The sequence below is a fragment of the Pseudomonas sp. 2835 genome (assembly GCF_050435905.1).
Lineage (GTDB): Bacteria > Pseudomonadota > Gammaproteobacteria > Pseudomonadales > Pseudomonadaceae > Aquipseudomonas.
The window spans coordinates 190,304-207,115 of record NZ_JBNDLE010000007.1; the positions used below are offsets into that span (position 1 = coordinate 190,304).

General features: G+C 57.5%; 20 protein-coding genes and 1 tRNA gene. 14 read left to right on the forward strand and 7 right to left on the reverse strand.

Going from position 1 to position 16,812, the window contains the following annotated elements:
- Positions 1 to 289: 289 nt before the first annotated feature.
- Genes ABIE20_RS12735 through ABIE20_RS12755 form a run of 5 tightly spaced genes read left to right on the forward strand, consistent with a single transcriptional unit; the run spans position 290 to position 4,543 of the window.
- The gene (locus ABIE20_RS12735; protein WP_038998282.1) at positions 290 to 1,063 is read left to right on the forward strand and encodes an ABC transporter ATP-binding protein; all 774 of its coding nucleotides are present in this window, start codon (positions 290 to 292) and stop codon (positions 1,061 to 1,063) included.
- A 13-nt stretch (positions 1,064 to 1,076) separates the two neighbouring features.
- Positions 1,077 to 1,838 (forward strand): ABC transporter substrate-binding protein, encoded by a 762-nt coding sequence (locus ABIE20_RS12740; RefSeq protein WP_429505393.1) that lies wholly within the window; start codon positions 1,077 to 1,079, stop codon positions 1,836 to 1,838.
- 57 nt (positions 1,839 to 1,895) lie between these two features.
- Positions 1,896 to 2,591 carry an ABC transporter permease gene (locus ABIE20_RS12745; RefSeq protein WP_045202307.1) on the forward strand — a complete coding sequence of 232 codons (696 nt, stop codon included), beginning with the start codon at positions 1,896 to 1,898 and terminating at the stop codon, positions 2,589 to 2,591.
- Positions 2,588 to 3,277, forward strand: a complete 690-nt coding sequence (locus ABIE20_RS12750) for an ABC transporter permease (RefSeq protein ID WP_093378590.1) — start codon at positions 2,588 to 2,590, stop codon at positions 3,275 to 3,277. The genes ABIE20_RS12745 and ABIE20_RS12750 overlap by 4 nt, the downstream gene beginning before the upstream one ends.
- Positions 3,278 to 3,322: 45 nt before the next feature.
- The gene (locus ABIE20_RS12755; protein ID WP_429505394.1) at positions 3,323 to 4,543 is read left to right on the forward strand and encodes a methyltransferase; all 1,221 of its coding nucleotides are present in this window, start codon (positions 3,323 to 3,325) and stop codon (positions 4,541 to 4,543) included.
- Positions 4,544 to 4,773: 230 nt separating this feature from the next.
- On the opposite strand, the gene mdtI is transcribed toward ABIE20_RS12755, so the two are convergent.
- Positions 4,774 to 5,103 (reverse strand): multidrug/spermidine efflux SMR transporter subunit MdtI, encoded by a 330-nt coding sequence (gene mdtI / locus ABIE20_RS12760; RefSeq protein WP_038998274.1) that lies wholly within the window; start codon positions 5,101 to 5,103, stop codon positions 4,774 to 4,776.
- Positions 5,097 to 5,456, reverse strand: coding sequence for an SMR family transporter (locus tag ABIE20_RS12765; protein ID WP_429505395.1), 360 nt, complete (start codon positions 5,454 to 5,456; stop codon positions 5,097 to 5,099). The genes mdtI and ABIE20_RS12765 overlap by 7 nt, the downstream gene beginning before the upstream one ends.
- Before the next feature lie 496 nt (positions 5,457 to 5,952).
- On the opposite strand from ABIE20_RS12765, the gene ABIE20_RS12770 reads away from it, so the two are divergent.
- From ABIE20_RS12770 to ABIE20_RS12810, 9 genes are all read left to right on the forward strand, one after another.
- Positions 5,953 to 6,531, forward strand: a complete 579-nt coding sequence (locus ABIE20_RS12770) for a hypothetical protein (RefSeq protein ID WP_429505396.1) — start codon at positions 5,953 to 5,955, stop codon at positions 6,529 to 6,531.
- A gap of 9 nt (positions 6,532 to 6,540) precedes the next feature.
- Positions 6,541 to 6,747 carry a helix-turn-helix domain-containing protein gene (locus ABIE20_RS12775; RefSeq protein ID WP_010221299.1) on the forward strand — a complete coding sequence of 69 codons (207 nt, stop codon included), beginning with the start codon at positions 6,541 to 6,543 and terminating at the stop codon, positions 6,745 to 6,747.
- Positions 6,748 to 6,765: 18 nt separating this feature from the next.
- Positions 6,766 to 7,143, forward strand: a complete 378-nt coding sequence (locus ABIE20_RS12780; RefSeq protein ID WP_429505397.1) for a hypothetical protein — start codon at positions 6,766 to 6,768, stop codon at positions 7,141 to 7,143.
- Positions 7,144 to 7,167: 24 nt separating this feature from the next.
- Entirely contained in the window at positions 7,168 to 7,374 is a 207-nt protein-coding gene (locus tag ABIE20_RS12785) for a hypothetical protein (RefSeq protein WP_429505398.1), read from the forward strand.
- A 24-nt stretch (positions 7,375 to 7,398) separates the two neighbouring features.
- A complete protein-coding gene (locus ABIE20_RS12790) occupies positions 7,399 to 7,665 on the forward strand; it encodes a hypothetical protein (protein WP_429505399.1) in 267 nt (88 codons plus the stop codon).
- A gap of 97 nt (positions 7,666 to 7,762) precedes the next feature.
- Positions 7,763 to 7,838, forward strand: a tRNA-Thr gene (locus ABIE20_RS12795).
- Between the two features lie 581 nt (positions 7,839 to 8,419).
- Positions 8,420 to 9,637, forward strand: coding sequence for a YcaO-like family protein (locus ABIE20_RS12800; protein ID WP_429505400.1), 1,218 nt, complete (start codon positions 8,420 to 8,422; stop codon positions 9,635 to 9,637).
- A gap of 128 nt (positions 9,638 to 9,765) precedes the next feature.
- Positions 9,766 to 10,992: a trans-sulfuration enzyme family protein gene (locus ABIE20_RS12805; RefSeq protein WP_429505401.1), complete on the forward strand. Its 1,227-nt coding sequence runs from the start codon at positions 9,766 to 9,768 to the stop codon at positions 10,990 to 10,992.
- Positions 10,993 to 11,433: 441 nt separating this feature from the next.
- Positions 11,434 to 12,813 (forward strand): NAD(P)-binding domain-containing protein, encoded by a 1,380-nt coding sequence (locus ABIE20_RS12810; RefSeq protein WP_429505402.1) that lies wholly within the window; start codon positions 11,434 to 11,436, stop codon positions 12,811 to 12,813.
- Here ABIE20_RS12810 and rfaD read toward each other — a convergent pair whose 3' ends face one another.
- From rfaD to tagQ, 5 genes are all read right to left on the reverse strand, one after another.
- A complete protein-coding gene (gene rfaD, locus ABIE20_RS12815) occupies positions 12,814 to 13,806 on the reverse strand; it encodes an ADP-glyceromanno-heptose 6-epimerase (protein ID WP_429505403.1) in 993 nt (330 codons plus the stop codon).
- A gap of 71 nt (positions 13,807 to 13,877) precedes the next feature.
- Positions 13,878 to 14,336: a hypothetical protein gene (locus tag ABIE20_RS12820; RefSeq protein WP_429505404.1), complete on the reverse strand. Its 459-nt coding sequence runs from the start codon at positions 14,334 to 14,336 to the stop codon at positions 13,878 to 13,880.
- 14 nt (positions 14,337 to 14,350) lie between these two features.
- Positions 14,351 to 14,806: a hypothetical protein gene (locus ABIE20_RS12825; RefSeq protein WP_093378552.1), complete on the reverse strand. Its 456-nt coding sequence runs from the start codon at positions 14,804 to 14,806 to the stop codon at positions 14,351 to 14,353.
- Positions 14,803 to 15,708 carry an NAD synthetase gene (locus tag ABIE20_RS12830; RefSeq protein WP_429505405.1) on the reverse strand — a complete coding sequence of 302 codons (906 nt, stop codon included), beginning with the start codon at positions 15,706 to 15,708 and terminating at the stop codon, positions 14,803 to 14,805. Before ABIE20_RS12830 ends, ABIE20_RS12825 begins: the two co-directional genes overlap by 4 nt.
- 76 nt (positions 15,709 to 15,784) lie before the next feature.
- Positions 15,785 to 16,738: a type VI secretion system-associated lipoprotein TagQ gene (gene tagQ, locus ABIE20_RS12835; protein WP_429505406.1), complete on the reverse strand. Its 954-nt coding sequence runs from the start codon at positions 16,736 to 16,738 to the stop codon at positions 15,785 to 15,787.
- Between the last annotated feature and the right edge of the window lie 74 nt (positions 16,739 to 16,812).

A 16,812-nucleotide genomic window follows, 5' to 3' on the forward strand; every position in this document is an offset into this window, starting at 1 on the left:
CCAAAGCCGTAAATAAAGGCCCGAACCTGGGCACAAGGTCAGAAACGACTTCCCAGAAACGGCCAAAACTGGCACCATCGCGCCTTTTTTCATCAAGGCTCCGGCCCTGGAAACGAGGGTAGGCGGACATCTGCGCGACAGTCCACTGCAGCGATGCGACACCCGCCCTCCCACCAACCGATTGCCTCTCCCGACGTTATTGGCTGTCTTCGGACCGCTATGCTAGCTTGGCGCCTCGCCAGGAAGGCCGCTAACAGCAGGAGCGCACCAGAACACATGAGGACCGCACATGGCTGAGGCCACGCCCGCGCTGGAAATCCGCAACCTGCACAAACGCTACGGCGACCAGGAAATCCTCAAGGGAATTTCGCTGACCGCGCGTGATGGCGACGTGATCTCGATCCTGGGATCCTCCGGCTCCGGCAAGTCCACTCTGCTGCGCTGCATCAACCTGTTGGAAAACCCGCACCAGGGCCAGATCCTGGTGGCTGGCGAAGAGCTCAGGCTCAAGGCGGCAAAAAACGGTGAACTGGTGGCCGCTGACAACAAGCAGATCAATCGCCTGCGCAGCGAGATCGGCTTTGTCTTCCAGAATTTCAACCTGTGGCCGCACATGAGCATCCTCGACAACATCATCGAGGCGCCGCGCCGGGTGCTGGGCCAGAGCAAGGCCGAGGCCATCGAGCATGCCGAAGCGCTGCTGAACAAGGTCGGCATCCACAACAAGCGTCACAGCTACCCGGCCGAGCTGTCCGGTGGCCAGCAACAGCGTGCGGCCATCGCCCGCACCCTGGCAATGAAGCCCAAGGTCATTCTGTTCGACGAGCCGACCTCGGCCCTGGACCCGGAAATGGTTCAGGAAGTGCTCAACGTTATCCGTGCCCTCGCCGAAGAAGGCCGTACCATGCTACTGGTTACCCACGAAATGGGCTTTGCCCGCCAGGTGTCCAGCGAAGTCGTCTTCCTGCACCAAGGGTTGGTCGAAGAGCAAGGAACGCCGCAGCAGGTTTTCGAAAACCCGACCTCGGCGCGTTGTAAACAATTCATGTCCAGCAACCGCTAACGGAGCAACACGCATGCAGACCTATAAGAAATTCCTCCTGGCCGCTGCCGCCACGCTGGTGTTCTCGGCCAATGCCATGGCTGCCGAGAAACTGAAGATGGGCATCGAGGCGGCCTACCCGCCTTTCAACAACAAGGATGCCAGCGGCCAGGTCGTCGGTTTCGACAAAGACATCGGCGACGCCCTGTGCGCCAAGATGAAGGTCGAGTGTGAAGTCGAGGTCTCTGACTGGGACGGCATCATTCCCGCCCTGAACGCGAAGAAGTCCGACTTCATCATCTCCTCGCTGTCGATCACCGACGAGCGTAAACAGGCGGTGGACTTCACCGACCCGTACTACTCGAACAAGCAGCAGTTCATCGCCCCGAAAAACGTCGACTTCAAAACTGACCGCGCATCGCTCAAGGGCAAGACCATTGGCACCCAGCGCGCCACCCAGGCCGCGACCTGGCTAGACGACAACGGCGGCATGGACGGCGAATTCAAGGTCAACCTCTATGATGGTCAGGAAAACGCCTACCTGGACCTGACCTCCGGCCGCGTCGATGCCATCCTTGCCGATAAATACGCCAACTACGACTGGCTCAAGTCCGACGCCGGTAAAAACTACGAGTTCAAAGGCGATCCGGTGAACGAAAGCGACAAGGTCGGTATCGCTGTGCGCAAAGGTGACAACGAACTGCGCAACAAGCTCAACGCCGCCCTGAAAGAAATCGTTGCCGACGGCACCTACGAGAAGATCAACAACAAGTACTTCCCGTTCAGCATCTATTGATTCGCCCCGACCGGCATTGCCCTGGAGGCGATGCCGGTCCCTTGAACAAACCTGCCCATGAATATTGATCTTTACGGATTCGGTCCGGCCCTGATGGCCGGGACGCTGATGACCGTCAAACTCGCATTGTCGGCCCTGCTCCTGGGGCTGGTACTGGGACTGCTTGGCGCCCTGGCCAAGACCTCACCCTATAAACCCCTGCAATGGCTGGGTGGTTTCTACTCCACACTGGTTCGCGGCGTGCCCGAGCTGCTCTGGGTACTGTTGATCTACTTCGGCACCGTCAGCCTGATGAACCGGCTGGGCGAGCTTCTGAATATTCCTGGCCTGGAGCTCAACGCCTTTGCCGCAGGCGTGATCGCCCTGGGCCTGTGCTTCGGCGCCTATGCCACGGAAGTATTCCGTGGTGCGCTGCTGGCGATCCCCAAGGGCCACCGTGAAGCCGGCCTGGCGCTCGGCCTGTCCAAGGGGCGGATCTTCTCCAGGCTGGTGCTGCCACAAATGTGGCGCATCGCCCTGCCGGGGCTGGGCAACCTGTTCATGATCCTGATGAAAGACACCGCGCTGGTCTCGGTGATCGGCCTGGAAGAAATCATGCGTCACTCGCAAATCGCCGTGACCGTGAGCAAGCAACCCTTCACCTTCTACATGGTCGCCGCCATCATTTACCTGGGCCTTACCGTGCTGGCCATGACCGGCATGCACTTCATGGAAAAACGCGCCGGTCGCGGCTTCGCGAGGGCCAATCAATGAACTGGGAAGTCATCATCAAGTGGCTGCCACGCCTGGCCCAGGGCGCCACGCTGACGCTCGAGCTGGTCGCCATTGCAGTCATTGCCGGCTTGATCCTCGCCATTCCTCTGGGTATCGCGCGCTCTTCGCGACTCTGGTACGTGCGGGCACTGCCTTACGGCTACATTTTCTTCTTCCGCGGCACGCCGCTGCTGGTGCAGCTGTTTTTGGTGTACTACGGGCTGGCCCAGTTCGATGCCGTGCGCAACAGCGCCTTGTGGCCTTACCTGCGCGATCCGTTCTGGTGCACGGTGCTGACCATGACCCTGCACACTGCCGCCTACATCGCAGAAATCCTGCGTGGCGCGCTGCAGGCCATCCCCCGTGGCGAGATCGAAGCGGCGCGGGCCCTGGGCATGTCCCGGGCCAAGGCAATGCTCTACATCATGCTGCCCCGCGCCGCCCGCATTGGCCTGCCGGCGTACAGCAACGAAGTGATCCTGATGCTCAAGGCCAGTGCCCTGGCGAGTACCGTTACCCTGCTGGAACTGACCGGCATGGCGCGGACGATCATCGCCCGGACCTACCTGCCGGTGGAGATCTTCTTCGCGGCGGGGCTGTTCTACCTGCTGATTTCCTTCCTGCTGGTGCAAGCCTTCAAGCAGCTGGAACGCTGGCTGCGCGTCGACGCCTGCCAGGGTCGATAAACCTGTATAACGGGGCTGATCTCAGCCCCGTTTTCGTATCCGCTCATGACCACTGCCCTTCCCCTCTGCGCCGACCAACTGCTCAGCCGCTTCCAGGCGCTGGACGCTTTTTTGCGCGAGCATCAGGCGCTATGGCGGCCACGGCCTTTCACCCAGCTGGCGCTGGCGTGGGAAGCCGAGCACTCGGCCCTTGCCCACTGGTTACGCCAGCGCTCGTTGAGTGAGGCGGAGGCGGCGCACAATCACCCCGAGCAGCTAGACGCCCCCGCACCTTTTCCACAACTGGCACGCCGGGCGGCAGAGCTGTCTGCCGTCGGTGAGTTATCCACTGTTGCCCTGCCCGCTGCTGGTCCTCGCCTGAATGTCGAGGTGCCGGGGCGCAAATGGCAGCAGATCGAAGCCTTCGCCAGCCACCTGGGGTTTATCCACAAGCCACGCCACTGGCTGGACTGGTGCGCCGGCAAAGGTCATCTGGGCCGGCGCCTGCTGCAGCCGCACAGCCAGCAACTGACCTGCCTGGAATACGACCCGGCGCTGGTCGAAGGCGGCAGCGCCCTCAGCCAGCATCACCAACTGCCCGCCGATCACCGCATTCAGGATGTACTGGCCGATAGCGCCGCCCTGCAATTGAGCGCCGAGCACACCGCTGTCGCCCTGCACGCCTGTGGCGACCTGCATGTACGCCTGATGCAACTGGCAAGTCTCAAGGGTTGTCGCCAACTGGCCATCGCGCCGTGCTGCTACAACCGCATCCAGGCGCCGCAATACCAGCCGTTATCCACAGCCGCCAAGGCGTCTGGCCTGCAGTTGTCGATTGATGATCTTGGCTTGCCGCTCAGCGAAACCGTTACCGCAGGTGCGCGGGTACGCCGCCAGCGTGACGAGTCCATGGCCAGACGCCTGGGCTTCGATCTGTGGCAACGGCAGTTGCGTGGGGTGGATGAGTACCTGCCAACGCCTTCGCTGCCGGTCAGTTGGCTGCACAAGCCGTTCGCCGACTACTGTCGGGGCCTTGCCGAACTCAAGGAGTTGCAGGCAGGTGCCGAGCCCGATTGGCCCGCGCTGGAAGCCGCCGGCTGGCAGCGCCTGACCCAGGTGCGCAACCTGGAATTGCTGCGCAATCTGTTTCGCCGCCCGCTGGAATTATGGCTGGTGCTGGATCGCGCACTGTTCCTGGAAGAACAGTGCTATCAGGTACAGCTCGGGGTGTTTTGTGAACAGCCTCTCACTCCACGCAACCTGCTGCTGCTGGCCGAACGTCAGTAAAGACGCTAAGCCTGTGGATAAGTCTGTGCGCAACTTTGCGCCGAACCCCAGCAAATTCGTGGATCCAAGCACTTTCACAGGCTGGTCATTTTTTGTTCACTGATTAATCGTCAGCAAAAACAGCCATTTGCGCAAAGACCAACGGCGGGCGTTGGTCCGATGCAATGCGCACCTGTTTGGCATGCGGCTTGTGCATAAGCCTTCGCGCGAATAGCGCTAAGCAGGCTGAATCAGGCCAGTTTCAGCAGGCTCATGCCCACCAGCAACAGCGCCAGGCCCAACCAGCCGCGACCCACCAGGCGCTGACCAAACAGTGCCCAACCCATGGCCACGGTGGCGAGGATGCCGAAGCCACCCCAGATGGCGTAAGCCAGCGACAGTTCGATATCTCGCACAGCCTGGGCGAGCGCGGTAAAGGCGGCCAGCACACAGAGAATCGAAGCAATCCCCAGGCCGCGCTTTTTGAAACCGTCGGAGTACTTGAGCAGCAGGTTGGCGATCACTTCCAGCACGATCGCCAGGCCCAGCCAGGCGAAGGGAATCCAGTTCATGCTCAGCATGGCAGGGCCTCCATATTGCGCGGGGCAGGTGCGGCGTGGGTACCCGACTTGATCAGCAGGATACCGGCGATCATCACACCCAGGCCGGCGGCCTTGAGCAGGCCCAGGCTCTCGCCCAGCCAGGTGACGCTGATCAGGGTGATCAGAACGATGCCGATGCCTTCCCACAGGGCGTAGGCCACGCCCACCGGCACGCGTTTTACCGCCAGTGCCAGGAAAAAGTACGACAGGCCGATCATCAGGTACATCAACCCGTGGCCAAGAATGGGGAAATGACTGGCGGCGAATTTCATCGACGCGGTGCCGATCACCTCAGCGGTGATGGCGATAAACAGATAGATCCAGGAACGCATGATGCCCTCCCACGGGCGACACAAGCCGAGCGAAATCCCGCTGACGGCTACAGACAAAGAGAAGAGAAAGGCTGTTTGTCGGGGGAGGCGCTAGAGGTCGCCGGTCCAGTGACGTTCACGGGAAACCAGGCGGGAGGTGAGGAGCGGAAACGCTTTAGTGTTCAACATAATGAACAACAAATTAGCTCAAGACATCGTTAAAGTCAAATCGATAGAAAATGACTAATTAATTTTCGCGTCTTTCAGTCCGTATTTAGGTGAAAGCCCTTAAAGGTTGCAGAAAGGTTCGTAAATTATATTACCCGGCCTGATAAAGGCATCGCGGGGCAAGCCCGCTCCCACCCTGTAGGAGCGGGCTTGCCCCGCGATCCCCCCTAAGATTCCACCTCACCCTCGTGTCAAAACGCCGCACCCCCAGCAAAATGACAATTAATTATTGTAATACGATAATTTTTCACAAATAATGCACCCCGCTCAACTAGCACGGAGGGAAACCATGAACAGTAAGACAGTGGCTTACGCGAGATCGCGTCTGCGAGTGATCGGTGCATTCGCCGCGGTACTCGCCTGGGGTACAGGGATCGTCGAATTCGGCGGCAACGTATTGTTGTGGGTGTTCGAAAAAGCCCAGGTGCAAAGCGCCTACCTGCAAAGCTTCGGTGAAAACATGCCGCTGCTGCTGGCCCCGGACTACCAGCCTTCGCACCTGGCCCTGGGCCTGGTGATCGCCCTGGAACTGATCCCCGCCAGCGTCTCGGCCTTTGCCTTGTACCTGACCGGCTTGTTCTTCCTGCGCCTGTCCCGGGGCGAAACCTGGACGACGCAAAACATCAAGATGCTCTGGTGGGTGGGCTTGCTGTGCATCGGCTTGCCGATGGTCTGGCCGATGATCGGCACCTTGCAGGGCCTGGCGTTCTCCATCGACCTGCCCAAAGGCGAAAGAAGCTTCAGCGTATCGATCGGTGTATCATCCCAGGCGGTTTACGAGATCATGAAAGGCATTTTCCTGTGCGCCTTCTCACTCCTCATGCGTGACGCCAAAACCATCAGCGATGAACACAACTGTTATGTCTAGCTTGCCCCTATGCCGATAATTATTCGACTCGATGTAGTCATGGCCAAGAACAAGATCCGCTCCAAGGATCTGGCCGAGATTATCGGTATTACGGAGGCGAACCTGTCGTTGCTGAAAAACGGCAAGATCAAGGGTTTCAAGATGGAAACCCTCGAGAAGCTCTGTCGCGCGTTGAACTGCCAGCCAGGTGACCTGCTGGAGTTCAGCGAGGAATGAACAAGGAACTGGCAACTCGTGAGCAATTCACTCAAGTGGCGCGCTGCGCTGCTGGCCGTCGGCCTGCTCGGCGGCTGCGGCCCCAGCTATACCTATAGATACTCCCCACCGCCAAGCATGGCGGGCATGAACTGCATCAACGCCTGCTCGATGGAACGCAACCACTGCAAACAGATGGCGCGCCTGCAGGAAAACAGCGACCACGCCCTGTACCAGGCCAACTACAGAAGCTACCAGCTTTGCCAGGCCGGCAAGAGCAAAAAGGAAGCGCGCAAAAGCTGCTACTACCCCAGCTACCCGTTCAACAGCGGCTCTAGCTACTCGTGCGGCAGCGACTACGACAGCTGCTACCAGGCCTGCGGCGGCACCATCCACCGTATCCTCAACAAAGACTGACGCCTCGAATAAACGGAATTGACTGTGGATATCATTAGATCCATCGCCCTGCTTGCGTGTGCGTTTTACCTCAGCGGCTGCGCCTTCATGTCCGACTGGCAAGTCCCGCCACCCCGGTCTGACTGGCAAGTGCCCCCCATGCAGATGTACGGCAACCAGAGCTTCCCCGGCCCGGACTTCAGCAGAGACCACCGCGCCATCCAGCACTACCTCGACACACACAAACACTGACACTTCGACCAAACGGAATTGCCTGTGGCTATCATCAGATCCTTCATCCTGCTGGCGTGCGCGTTTTACCTGAGCGGCTGCACGACCGGCGACTACACCCCCATGTCTGGCTGGGAAATCCCGCAGATGCAGATCTATGGCGATAAGGGCTACACCGGCCCGGCCTACAGCTGCAAGAAAAAGCACGGTTGCCGAGAGCACTGTAAAAAGCACGATTGCCGTTACAAACCGCTGATATTCGACCCCACCAAAGCCGAACCCAGCGCCACGACAATGCACCGCGGCTGGTAATAAAGCACCCCGCGATACCCGCTGAAACCGGGCATCGCGAGGAATGTTGCAGAAGTAGTTTACAGACGCAAACTGATCGCTATAATGACGCCCCTGTGCCGGTATAGCTCAGATGGTAGAGCAACTGACTTGTAATCAGTAGGTCCCGGGTTCGATTCCTGGTGCCGGCACCATACGCAGTAAAAAAGAGGCTCACCGCAAGGTGGGCCTTTTTTGTTTGCGTTGGCCCATCCGCCGGTCGGGAGCGGGCTCGCCGGCAATGAGCTGCTGAAGGCGGCGTCTGAATCGCAACCGCTGTGCGCTTGATCACCTCCGCTGATCGACCCAGTTCGTCACATTCGCCACTGCGCCTCCTCCCTAAGAACTTGGCCCGATCCGGTGTCAACGCCGATGCCCAAAGCCAGTGTCTTATTTCTGAGCAGTGCAGAAATAAATAGCACCCTCCAAAAAACATAATCACTCATAGAATCGGGATTTTTCCTATGTGCAGCCAAAGCCATACGAACTAATCTCTCATTGCACCCATTAAAAAGTGCACACTTAAATCAAATAAAAAAGGATATTCCTATGGGTATGTGGTGCTGCATGTATATCAACGAATTTAAAGTCGACCAACCCACTGAAGACGAAGTAGAGTCTGTCAAACCAGAAGAAGCGTTCACGCCAGAAGAGCTCGCCATACTGGTTGAGTAACGAAAATAAATGAGGCGATTTTTTCGCCTCATTTTTTGGCTTATATGGAAACTTCCTGTCTATGAAAACAATTGCCCCTGAGCGTACGTTGTCACTGGACGATGCAGAAAGCGCAATCGATCAGCACTTTTCCAGCGAAGGAATTCATTTAACCCTACGTCGTTACGGTAGCCCGCTGTCCAGCACTGTTGCCACCCTTCACCTCCCCTACGACAGTAGCGGCATAGAATGTGTCGGTTGTGGCAAAGGTTATGAAGCAGAGGCTCGTGTGGGTGCGAAGTTCGAGGCTTATGAGCATTACATGGGCCCCCTTCAGCTACGAAAGCATAGCGCACTGCATTGTTTTGATTCGGTTATTTCTCAACCGGCCTTGCAAAACATACTGCCGATGCAAATGCTTCGCCACTGTGGCGCATCACAGATGGCTGTACTTTCCTTCGAGGCGCATGAAGCATCCGCAGGCGTTGAATTACTCTATCCGTCATTTCTGATTAACCATCAGTATGCGAACGAGTCGCTTGCCGGTGATGATACTGATTATAGCGCTGCGCGCCGATATTCCTGCGGCACCGGTGTGGCAGCGGGTGTGGGATTTAACGAAGCGGCAATTCATGCCGCGAGCGAGGTCATAGAGCGCCATGGCATTGGGCGCTTTATTGCACAACATTTCTTCTATGATTCAAAAGAACCGATAAGAAAGATTGTTGACAACTCAATGCCAGAGCATCTGTTAAACACCTTGCGTGATGCAGAAACTGCCATAGGCGCTTCAATCGAGGTATTTGACGCCTCTAGTCAAATAGCCTATCCCGTGTTTATTGCGTACTGCCCGGAGAAGACGATCGCTGATATTCATGTCATTGGTGGCGGCTGTTCACTTTACCCAAGCCATGCCGCAGCACGTGCGATCAAGGAGCTAGTGCAGCAATACAAAGTAGCTGAAGGCGTGCAGCACGTCACACAAGAGTGGACCAGTTCAAAAAACAACTTGGCCAAAAACCCAAGGCTGCTGCGCTGTTTGCGCATGGCGTTTGGGGCCACCCAGCGTGCCAAAACAGTACTTTCCCCGATGCCTCAAGACCCGAAAAAAATGCCACTAGCGCTGCACTTGTCCCATTTAAAAAGTGAGTGTTTTAAAGCCAATCATCCCCTTTGGATAAAAGAATTACATTCCAGCCCCAACCAGGTTAGCCTGGCCTGTGCGGTCATGCCAAAAATGGAAAGATTTTCGATTGTCTCACTGGGCGGAAAAGTTGTCCCCTGTTATCTATACGAGTAAACAGTAAAGCCGTCGTAGCCATGACGGCCTGGTCATTATAAAACGCGCTTTAAATCTCGCCATGCGCCGCTCTGACGCAAGCGTTGCTGTCAAAACGTCTCCCATTACCTTTCGGAACCAGGCCTTTCATGAGCCCAGCAGAAAAAAAGAGCCCGCGCGAATTACCATGCCGTGACTATTTTCTTTCTCCTTCTTTAGGTATCGCCACCCAGGCGATCCATTTAGGGCAACATGAGAATGGACTGGACCAGTTTCCAGTTCCAGCGCTCATTTGTAACTCTGCAACCCTCCTGAATTCAATTGAAGAAGGCAGAGAGATGCTAGGCAATGCAGAGCAGGAGAATTTTGCCTACCAACGTTATGCAAACCCTACCGTTTCAATTTTAGAAGCGAAATTTCGTGCCATTGAACACTGCTCTTATAGCCTCGCGGTCAACAGCGGGATGACCGCCTGCCTGCTTGTTTTTCGCGCCCTGTTGAGCGCAGGCGATCATGTCATCGTACCCCACAGTGTATTTTACGAAATCATTGAGCAGCTTAATTATGAAGTAAACCATCGCGGTATTGAAATGTCGCTTATCGACGAATACCAGGCAGCGGCCTTTGAGCGCGCGATCCAACCGAACACGAAAATAATATTTATCGAAGCCCCCACCAACCCGGCTTTTTTAGATATCAACATCCCTGACCTTGTAGCGCTTTGTAAAAAGCACAACATTCTTCTTGTTGTCGATAACACCTTTCTTACACCTGTCTGCCAAAAACCACTTTCCCTGGGGGCTGCAGTAACATTATATTCCAGCACCAAGCATATCAACGGTCACGGCGATGTCATGGGCGGCATGGTAAGTACCAATAAACCGGACCTATTCAGGGCATTGAAATATCACAGGGACAGTGCAGGGCTCATATTAGATCCGTTCTCGGCCTGGCTCACGATACGAGGGTTAAGGACGCTGCCACTGCGATTAAAAAAACATACCGATAATGCACATGCGGTGATCGCCATGCTGCGTGAAGAGTTTCCGGAACTGGAGTGGCGTACGGTCTGGTCGACTAAAAGTGCGCAAACCAACGGAATTTCTCCGTCATTGCATACAGGCCTTATCGCCATTGTTCTTCCATCGCGAGAATCGGCTACAACCTTTGTTCGTCATCTGCAGCTTATCCGGATAGGTACAACCTTCGGCAACATTGAGTCCTTATGCTATCACTACGGTAGTTTTAGCAGGGAAGGCAGCACCGATCTGGAGAAAATTGGCGTGCCGGACGGCTTGGTGCGAATCTCTGTTGGCCTGGAAGATAGCGATGATATTAATGCAGACATCAGGCGTGCACTGCGCCTTGCAAAGTAAAGCAAAACCACTGCACGAAGGTGAAGCGCAAGTCCGTCAGCAGTCGCGTATTAGATTCTGCCAAGCCCCCCCACCTTGTAATCCTCTCCCCCATCCGTTATAGCTAAAAAGGCATCCATAACCAAAAGAGGCAGAATCAGCCCCGTCATGTACGAGACCACACGTATCTTTCGCCCTTCAGGCCCGTTTGCCGCGTTGTTCGGCAAGCCTTACGGGCCCAACGCTGTCGCTAGCCCTTCGCTGACCAGCTCCCCTCTCTCGACGCTGTTCCACACCTTGTCGATTCCACCTCGCGACGCCCTGCTCGCGCACAAGCGCAAGCGCCCTGTCCCTCCGCCTGCCAGCTGACATCTGAAGTTTCCGCTTCCCCTCGCCCTCGGTTCTGCCGTTCAGGGCTGGAGTCGCTTTGCATTTTTTCAGTGTTTTCTGTCAGGAAATCTTATGACTATTCGTGTTGCCATTATCGGCGCGGGCCCGTCCGGCCTGGCGCAGCTGCGTGCCTTTCAATCCGCTCATGCCCAGGGTGCCGAGATGCCCGAGGTGGTGTGTTTCGAGAAGCAGGCCGACTGGGGCGGGATGTGGAACTACACCTGGCGCACCGGCCTGGATGAGCACGGCGAGCCGGTGCACGGCAGTATGTATCGCTACCTGTGGTCGAACGGGCCGAAGGAATGCCTGGAGTTCGCCGATTACAGTTTCGATGAGCATTTCGGTCGGCCGATTTCGTCTTATCCACCGCGCGAGGTGCTCTGGGACTACATCCAGGGCCGGGTGAAAAAGGCCGGTGTGCGCGATTACATTCGCTTCAATACCGCGGTCAAAGCAGTGCGTTTTGATCAAGCCAGCCGTACCTTCACTGTCAGTGCCTATGACTACAGCATCGGCCAGGGCATCGAGCAGGTGTTCGATTTCGTCGTGGTCGCCAGCGGGCATTTCTCTACCCCACATGTGCCGGCATTCGACGGTTTCGAGCGCTTCTCCGGGCGAATCCTGCACGCTCATGATTTCCGTGAGGCGGTGGAGTTCAAGGGCAAGGATGTGCTGATTGTCGGCAGCAGCTATTCGGCCGAAGACATCGGCTCGCAGTGCTTCAAGTACGGCGCGCGCTCGATAACCAGTGCCTACCGCACCCAGCCCATGGGTTATAAATGGCCCAAAGGCTGGGAGGAGCGCCCGCAGTTACTGCGGGTCGAGGGCGAGATGGCGTTCTTTGCCGACGGTTCGAGCAAGCGCGTGGATGCGATCATCCTCTGCACCGGCTACCAGCATCACTTCCCGTTCCTGCCCGATGAGCTGACGCTCAAGACCAGCAACCGCCTTTGGCCGGCAGGGCTGTACCAAGGGGTTGTCTGGGAGCAGAACCCGCAGCTGATCTACCTCGGCATGCAAGACCTCTGGTACAGCTTCAACCTGTTCGATGCCCAGGCCTGGTTCGCCCGCGACTACATGCTCGGGCGCATCAAGCTGCCGCAGCCGGCGGCAATGGCTGCCGACAGCGCACAGTGGCGCGCCGAGGAACTGGTGCTGGAGTCGACCGCTTCGATGTACGAGTTCCAGGGCCGCTATATCAAGCACCTGATCGAGCAGACTGATTACCCAAGCTTCGATATCGACGCGGTGAACCGGTTTTTCCTCAAATGGAAGTCGGACAAGAAGCAGGACATCATGGGTTACCGCGACAAGTCCTACCGCTCGGTGATTACCGGTACCGCTGCCGTGCCGCACCATACCCGCTGGCTCAACGCGCTGGATGACTCACTGCAGGAGTACCTGCGCGAGACCTCGGGCAAGGGCGACCTGAAGACCTTACGCCAGCACTGACTACGGCGCGCGCTGCAACCAGTCGCAATACCGCGCCACACCCTGCTCCACCGTCAGCGTTGGCTGCTCATAGCCAACGCTGCGCAAGCGCTCAAGGTCGGCGCAGGTGTAGCACTGGTACTTGCCGCGCAGGTGCTCGGGGAATTCGCTGTATTCAAGAATGCCTTCGAGCAAGGCCATCTCCAGCGACAGCGGCGGCTGGTCCTGCTGCTCGCGCAGGCGGTTGATCACTGCCAACGCCACGTCATTGAATGGCTGGGCGCGGCCGCTGCCGACGTTGAAGATGCCACTCACCTGTGGCCGGTCGAGGAAGAACAGGTTGACCTTGACCACATCCTCGACCGCCACGAAATCGCGCAGGTGGCCGCCGCTCGGGTAGTCGCCATAGCTGCCGAACAGGCTGACCTTGCCGTCGGTCTGGTACTGGTTGAAGCAGTGCAGGGCCACCGAGGCCATGGCCCCCTTGTGCTGTTCGTGGGGGCCGTAGACGTTGAAGTAACGCAGGCCGACGATCTGGCTGCGCGCCTGGGGCAGTTGCCGGCGCACGCGCTGGTCGAAGAGAAATTTCGAGTAGCCGTATACGTTCAATGGCCGCTCGCACTCACGCTGTTCGCGAAAGTCACGGCCGGCGCCATACACCGCCGCCGACGAGGCATACAGCAGCGGCACTTGCAGGGCCTGGGCGGCGTCGAGCAAGTCGCGGCTGTAGCGGTAATTGTTGTCCATCATCAAGCGCCCGTCGCCTTCGACGGTGCTCGAGCAAGCGCCCTGGTGCAGCACGGCGCGTACCTTGCCGAACTGGCCGCGAGCGAAGCGCTGAAGAAAGTCGTCCTTGTCCAGATAATCGGCGATTTCGCCATCAGCCAGGTTGCGAAACTTGTCGCCATCGCTCAAGTCATCGACCGCGATGATCTCGGTTTCGCCGCGTTGGTTGAGGGCCTGAACCAGGTTGCTACCGATAAAACCGGCGGCGCCGGTGACGATAATGGTCATGCCATGTCCCCCCTTTGAGGGTGCAGAGGCCTCAGTCTAGGGGGTGGCTATTGTGCAAATATTAACCGGGGTCAATGGTTTTGCCGATTGCCGGCATGCATGGCTTTGAGCAATTTGATACGCGATTTGCGGATCGCCACCAGACGACTGCGCATTTCTCGCTGGCGTTGGCTGTTAAGCAGATAGAGCCCAGAAAGGGACAAAACCGTGATAACCAGAAACAGCAGATTACTTGAGCGCGGCCCATAGCTAACGAGCAATGCCAACAGATTAACCAGCAACAATGCAACAACCACCCAGACACCCCAGGGGCGCCCACGGACAACAAGCATATTGCCGATACTAAGCACCAAGGACACGGTCATAACCAGTATTACGGTGTAGTTAGCCTGCTCTCTCACAGTGGCAAAACGGCCTTCGACCACGACTATCGCTGTCAACGCGCAGGAAAAACAGGCCAATAAGAATGCGCAGATGAAAGTCGGAAAGTAACGGCGAAGAAACCCTGGTACGTCATGGAGGTGGAGCATTCGGGATTTCCCCTTCAACGACGTTCCTTGATTGCCCGAGCTTCGTCCCGTTGCTTGACACGCTCCTTTCGCATCTCCGCCAGATAGGCACGCATTTCCCTGTGCAGTTTGCTGTTCAGAATTAATAAGCCGATGAGCGGGAATAGCAGGCCGGTGCTATAGACAAACATATGTGGCCGGTATCCATAACTGGGCAGCACGGTCACCAGGCAAGCCACGAACAAACCGACAACGACCCAGACCGCCCAAGCACGACCCCGTACCATCAGAAAATGGCTCACAAAGACCACCACAGAAAGCGCCAGCAGAACCATCGAGGTTTTGAACACTCGATCTTCAATACCTTTGAAATAGGTATTGGAGGCAAGCGCCACGGTACAGGAAGCTGAGAAGCACACCATGAAGAAGGCAACGATGAAGGCTGGAAAGTACTTTGCCAGAAACACTTTCAAGCTCGGTGGCTGCTTCATGGCTTGAACTCCTCATACAGCCCTACTGCGATCGTCTGCACCCTGCTGCTGCCCACAAACCCGGCACCAGCACCCAGGGAGTCTTTGATCAGGGTTCGGGTCGCATGCTTGAGCTCGGTCGGTGTGTGGCGTTTGGGAAGTTGACCAGTACTCTGTTTGAGCCGTAGTTGCTTGGCTGTCAGCGAAGGATGCTTGAGCGAAAGCAATTCATCGGTCAGCGCTTTGCGCTGCTGACGGCTCAGTTTTCTGGAAAGCTCAGACCAACTGCTTCCGGTAGCCGCTTTGCGCACTTGCAGATACTTGAAGGTCGTAAGCCCAGAGGCCCCTACCCCCATCAACGACACAGCATCCAGAGCTGATGACATGTTCTGGTACCACTCGTAAGAGTCCAGCTCGTCGTTATCCGTAGGGTTCACCACTTCGTTGAAAGTTCTGTACCCGCCGAAAATGCACTGGGTGGTACTGGCCGCTGCAGCTGCGGCGCCCATTGTAGTGAGCACCAGGCTGGTGCCGGCAGTGAACGGCACCGCGACCGTGCCGCTAAACACTACGATCCATCCCAGAACTGCCCCGGTACAGGAAAGCGTTGCGTTCAGTGCTTCCTTAACCACCCGCGACTCACGCGGACTGGTCTTGAGCTCTTCGATGAACTGCGCAGGCGCCAGATACTTCTTCGCCTCACGCAAAATCACCCGCTTGGGTAGCACACTGCATATCGGCTGAAACTCACGCAGCGTCACCACGTTGTAATCCGCATCGATATACACCACCCCAGCACCGACAATGCCCGGATCGGCATCGATGGCGGCAAAGAGTTTTGGCAGGTTGATGCTGCTTTCGATGCGCTGCCTGGCGAAAAACTGCGACGGATTGTTATCCAGTCGGTTGAGTAACTCACTCATGAACGGTCTTCCTTGAAACGGCGCACAGGTCGCCCGGCCTTGTGGCGCCGAGCCGGGCGACGCTGTGGCTCAAGCCTTACACGTTAGGGCAAGGCACCGGTGCCCAGTCACCCATGTCCGGGTTCTTGCACATGCTGTTGACCTGGCTCTGGCCGGCGCTGGCAACCTTCTGGCTTTCGGCCTTCTTGGCATTGGCGTCCTGCAGGGTCTTCTCGGTGGCGACGGCTTCTTTCGGTACGTCTGGCAGCTTTTTCTTCGCCGGTGGCGGGGTCTTGGTCTTGCCGGTGTTGGTTTTCTTGGCGTTACCGGTGGCCAGTACCGGCGCCTGGGCTTCGGCAACAATCACCACGTCGTTACGCGGTACGCCGACCTGCTTGAGGTCTTGCTCGTAAGCCTGGGTGTAGTTGTTGAGGTTCTCACCCAGACGGCCGTTGACCGCGGTGATCAGGTTGTTCGACTCCTGCAGGCCGGCGATGATTTCCGCCAGGCGCTTGCGGCCTTCGCCGTCGCTGATCTTGTTGCTCTTGCGGCCGTCCATCAGGTTGGCGAACTCACGCTGGTAGCACGCCTGGGAGGCTTTGGCGTAAGCGGTGCTGCGGTCCATGTCGGCCGCGCTCTTGTTGATGTCGGTGGCGTAGGAGCCGATGCGCTGGTTGTCGTCGCTGATCTGCTTCTGGCGCTCGGTGTAGTAACCAGCCGCACCGCCGACCAGGGCACCACCGGCAGCACCGATGGCAGCGTTACGGCCACGGTTGTCGGAGTTGCCGGTCAGAGCGCCGGTCAGCGCGCCGCCGACGGCACCGATCAGGGCACCGGTGGCGACCGACTTGGTCATGTCCGAATCGGTGGCGCGCAGGTGCTGGACCGGCTCGTAGCAGCTCGGGTAGTACTCGACCTTGGTCGTCGCACCGACCTTGGACGCCGGCGAGCTGGCGCAGCCAGTCAGCAGGACGGTGCTGAAACCGGCCGCCAGCAGCAGCGCGGCCCGGCCGTTGGAAGCAGTGAAGAAGGGCTTGCGAGTTGAAAGCATGGTCAGGTTCTCTCTCTGTTTAAACACGCCCGGGACAACCTCATGTCGCCCCGGTCACTACGATGCTCGCTCGA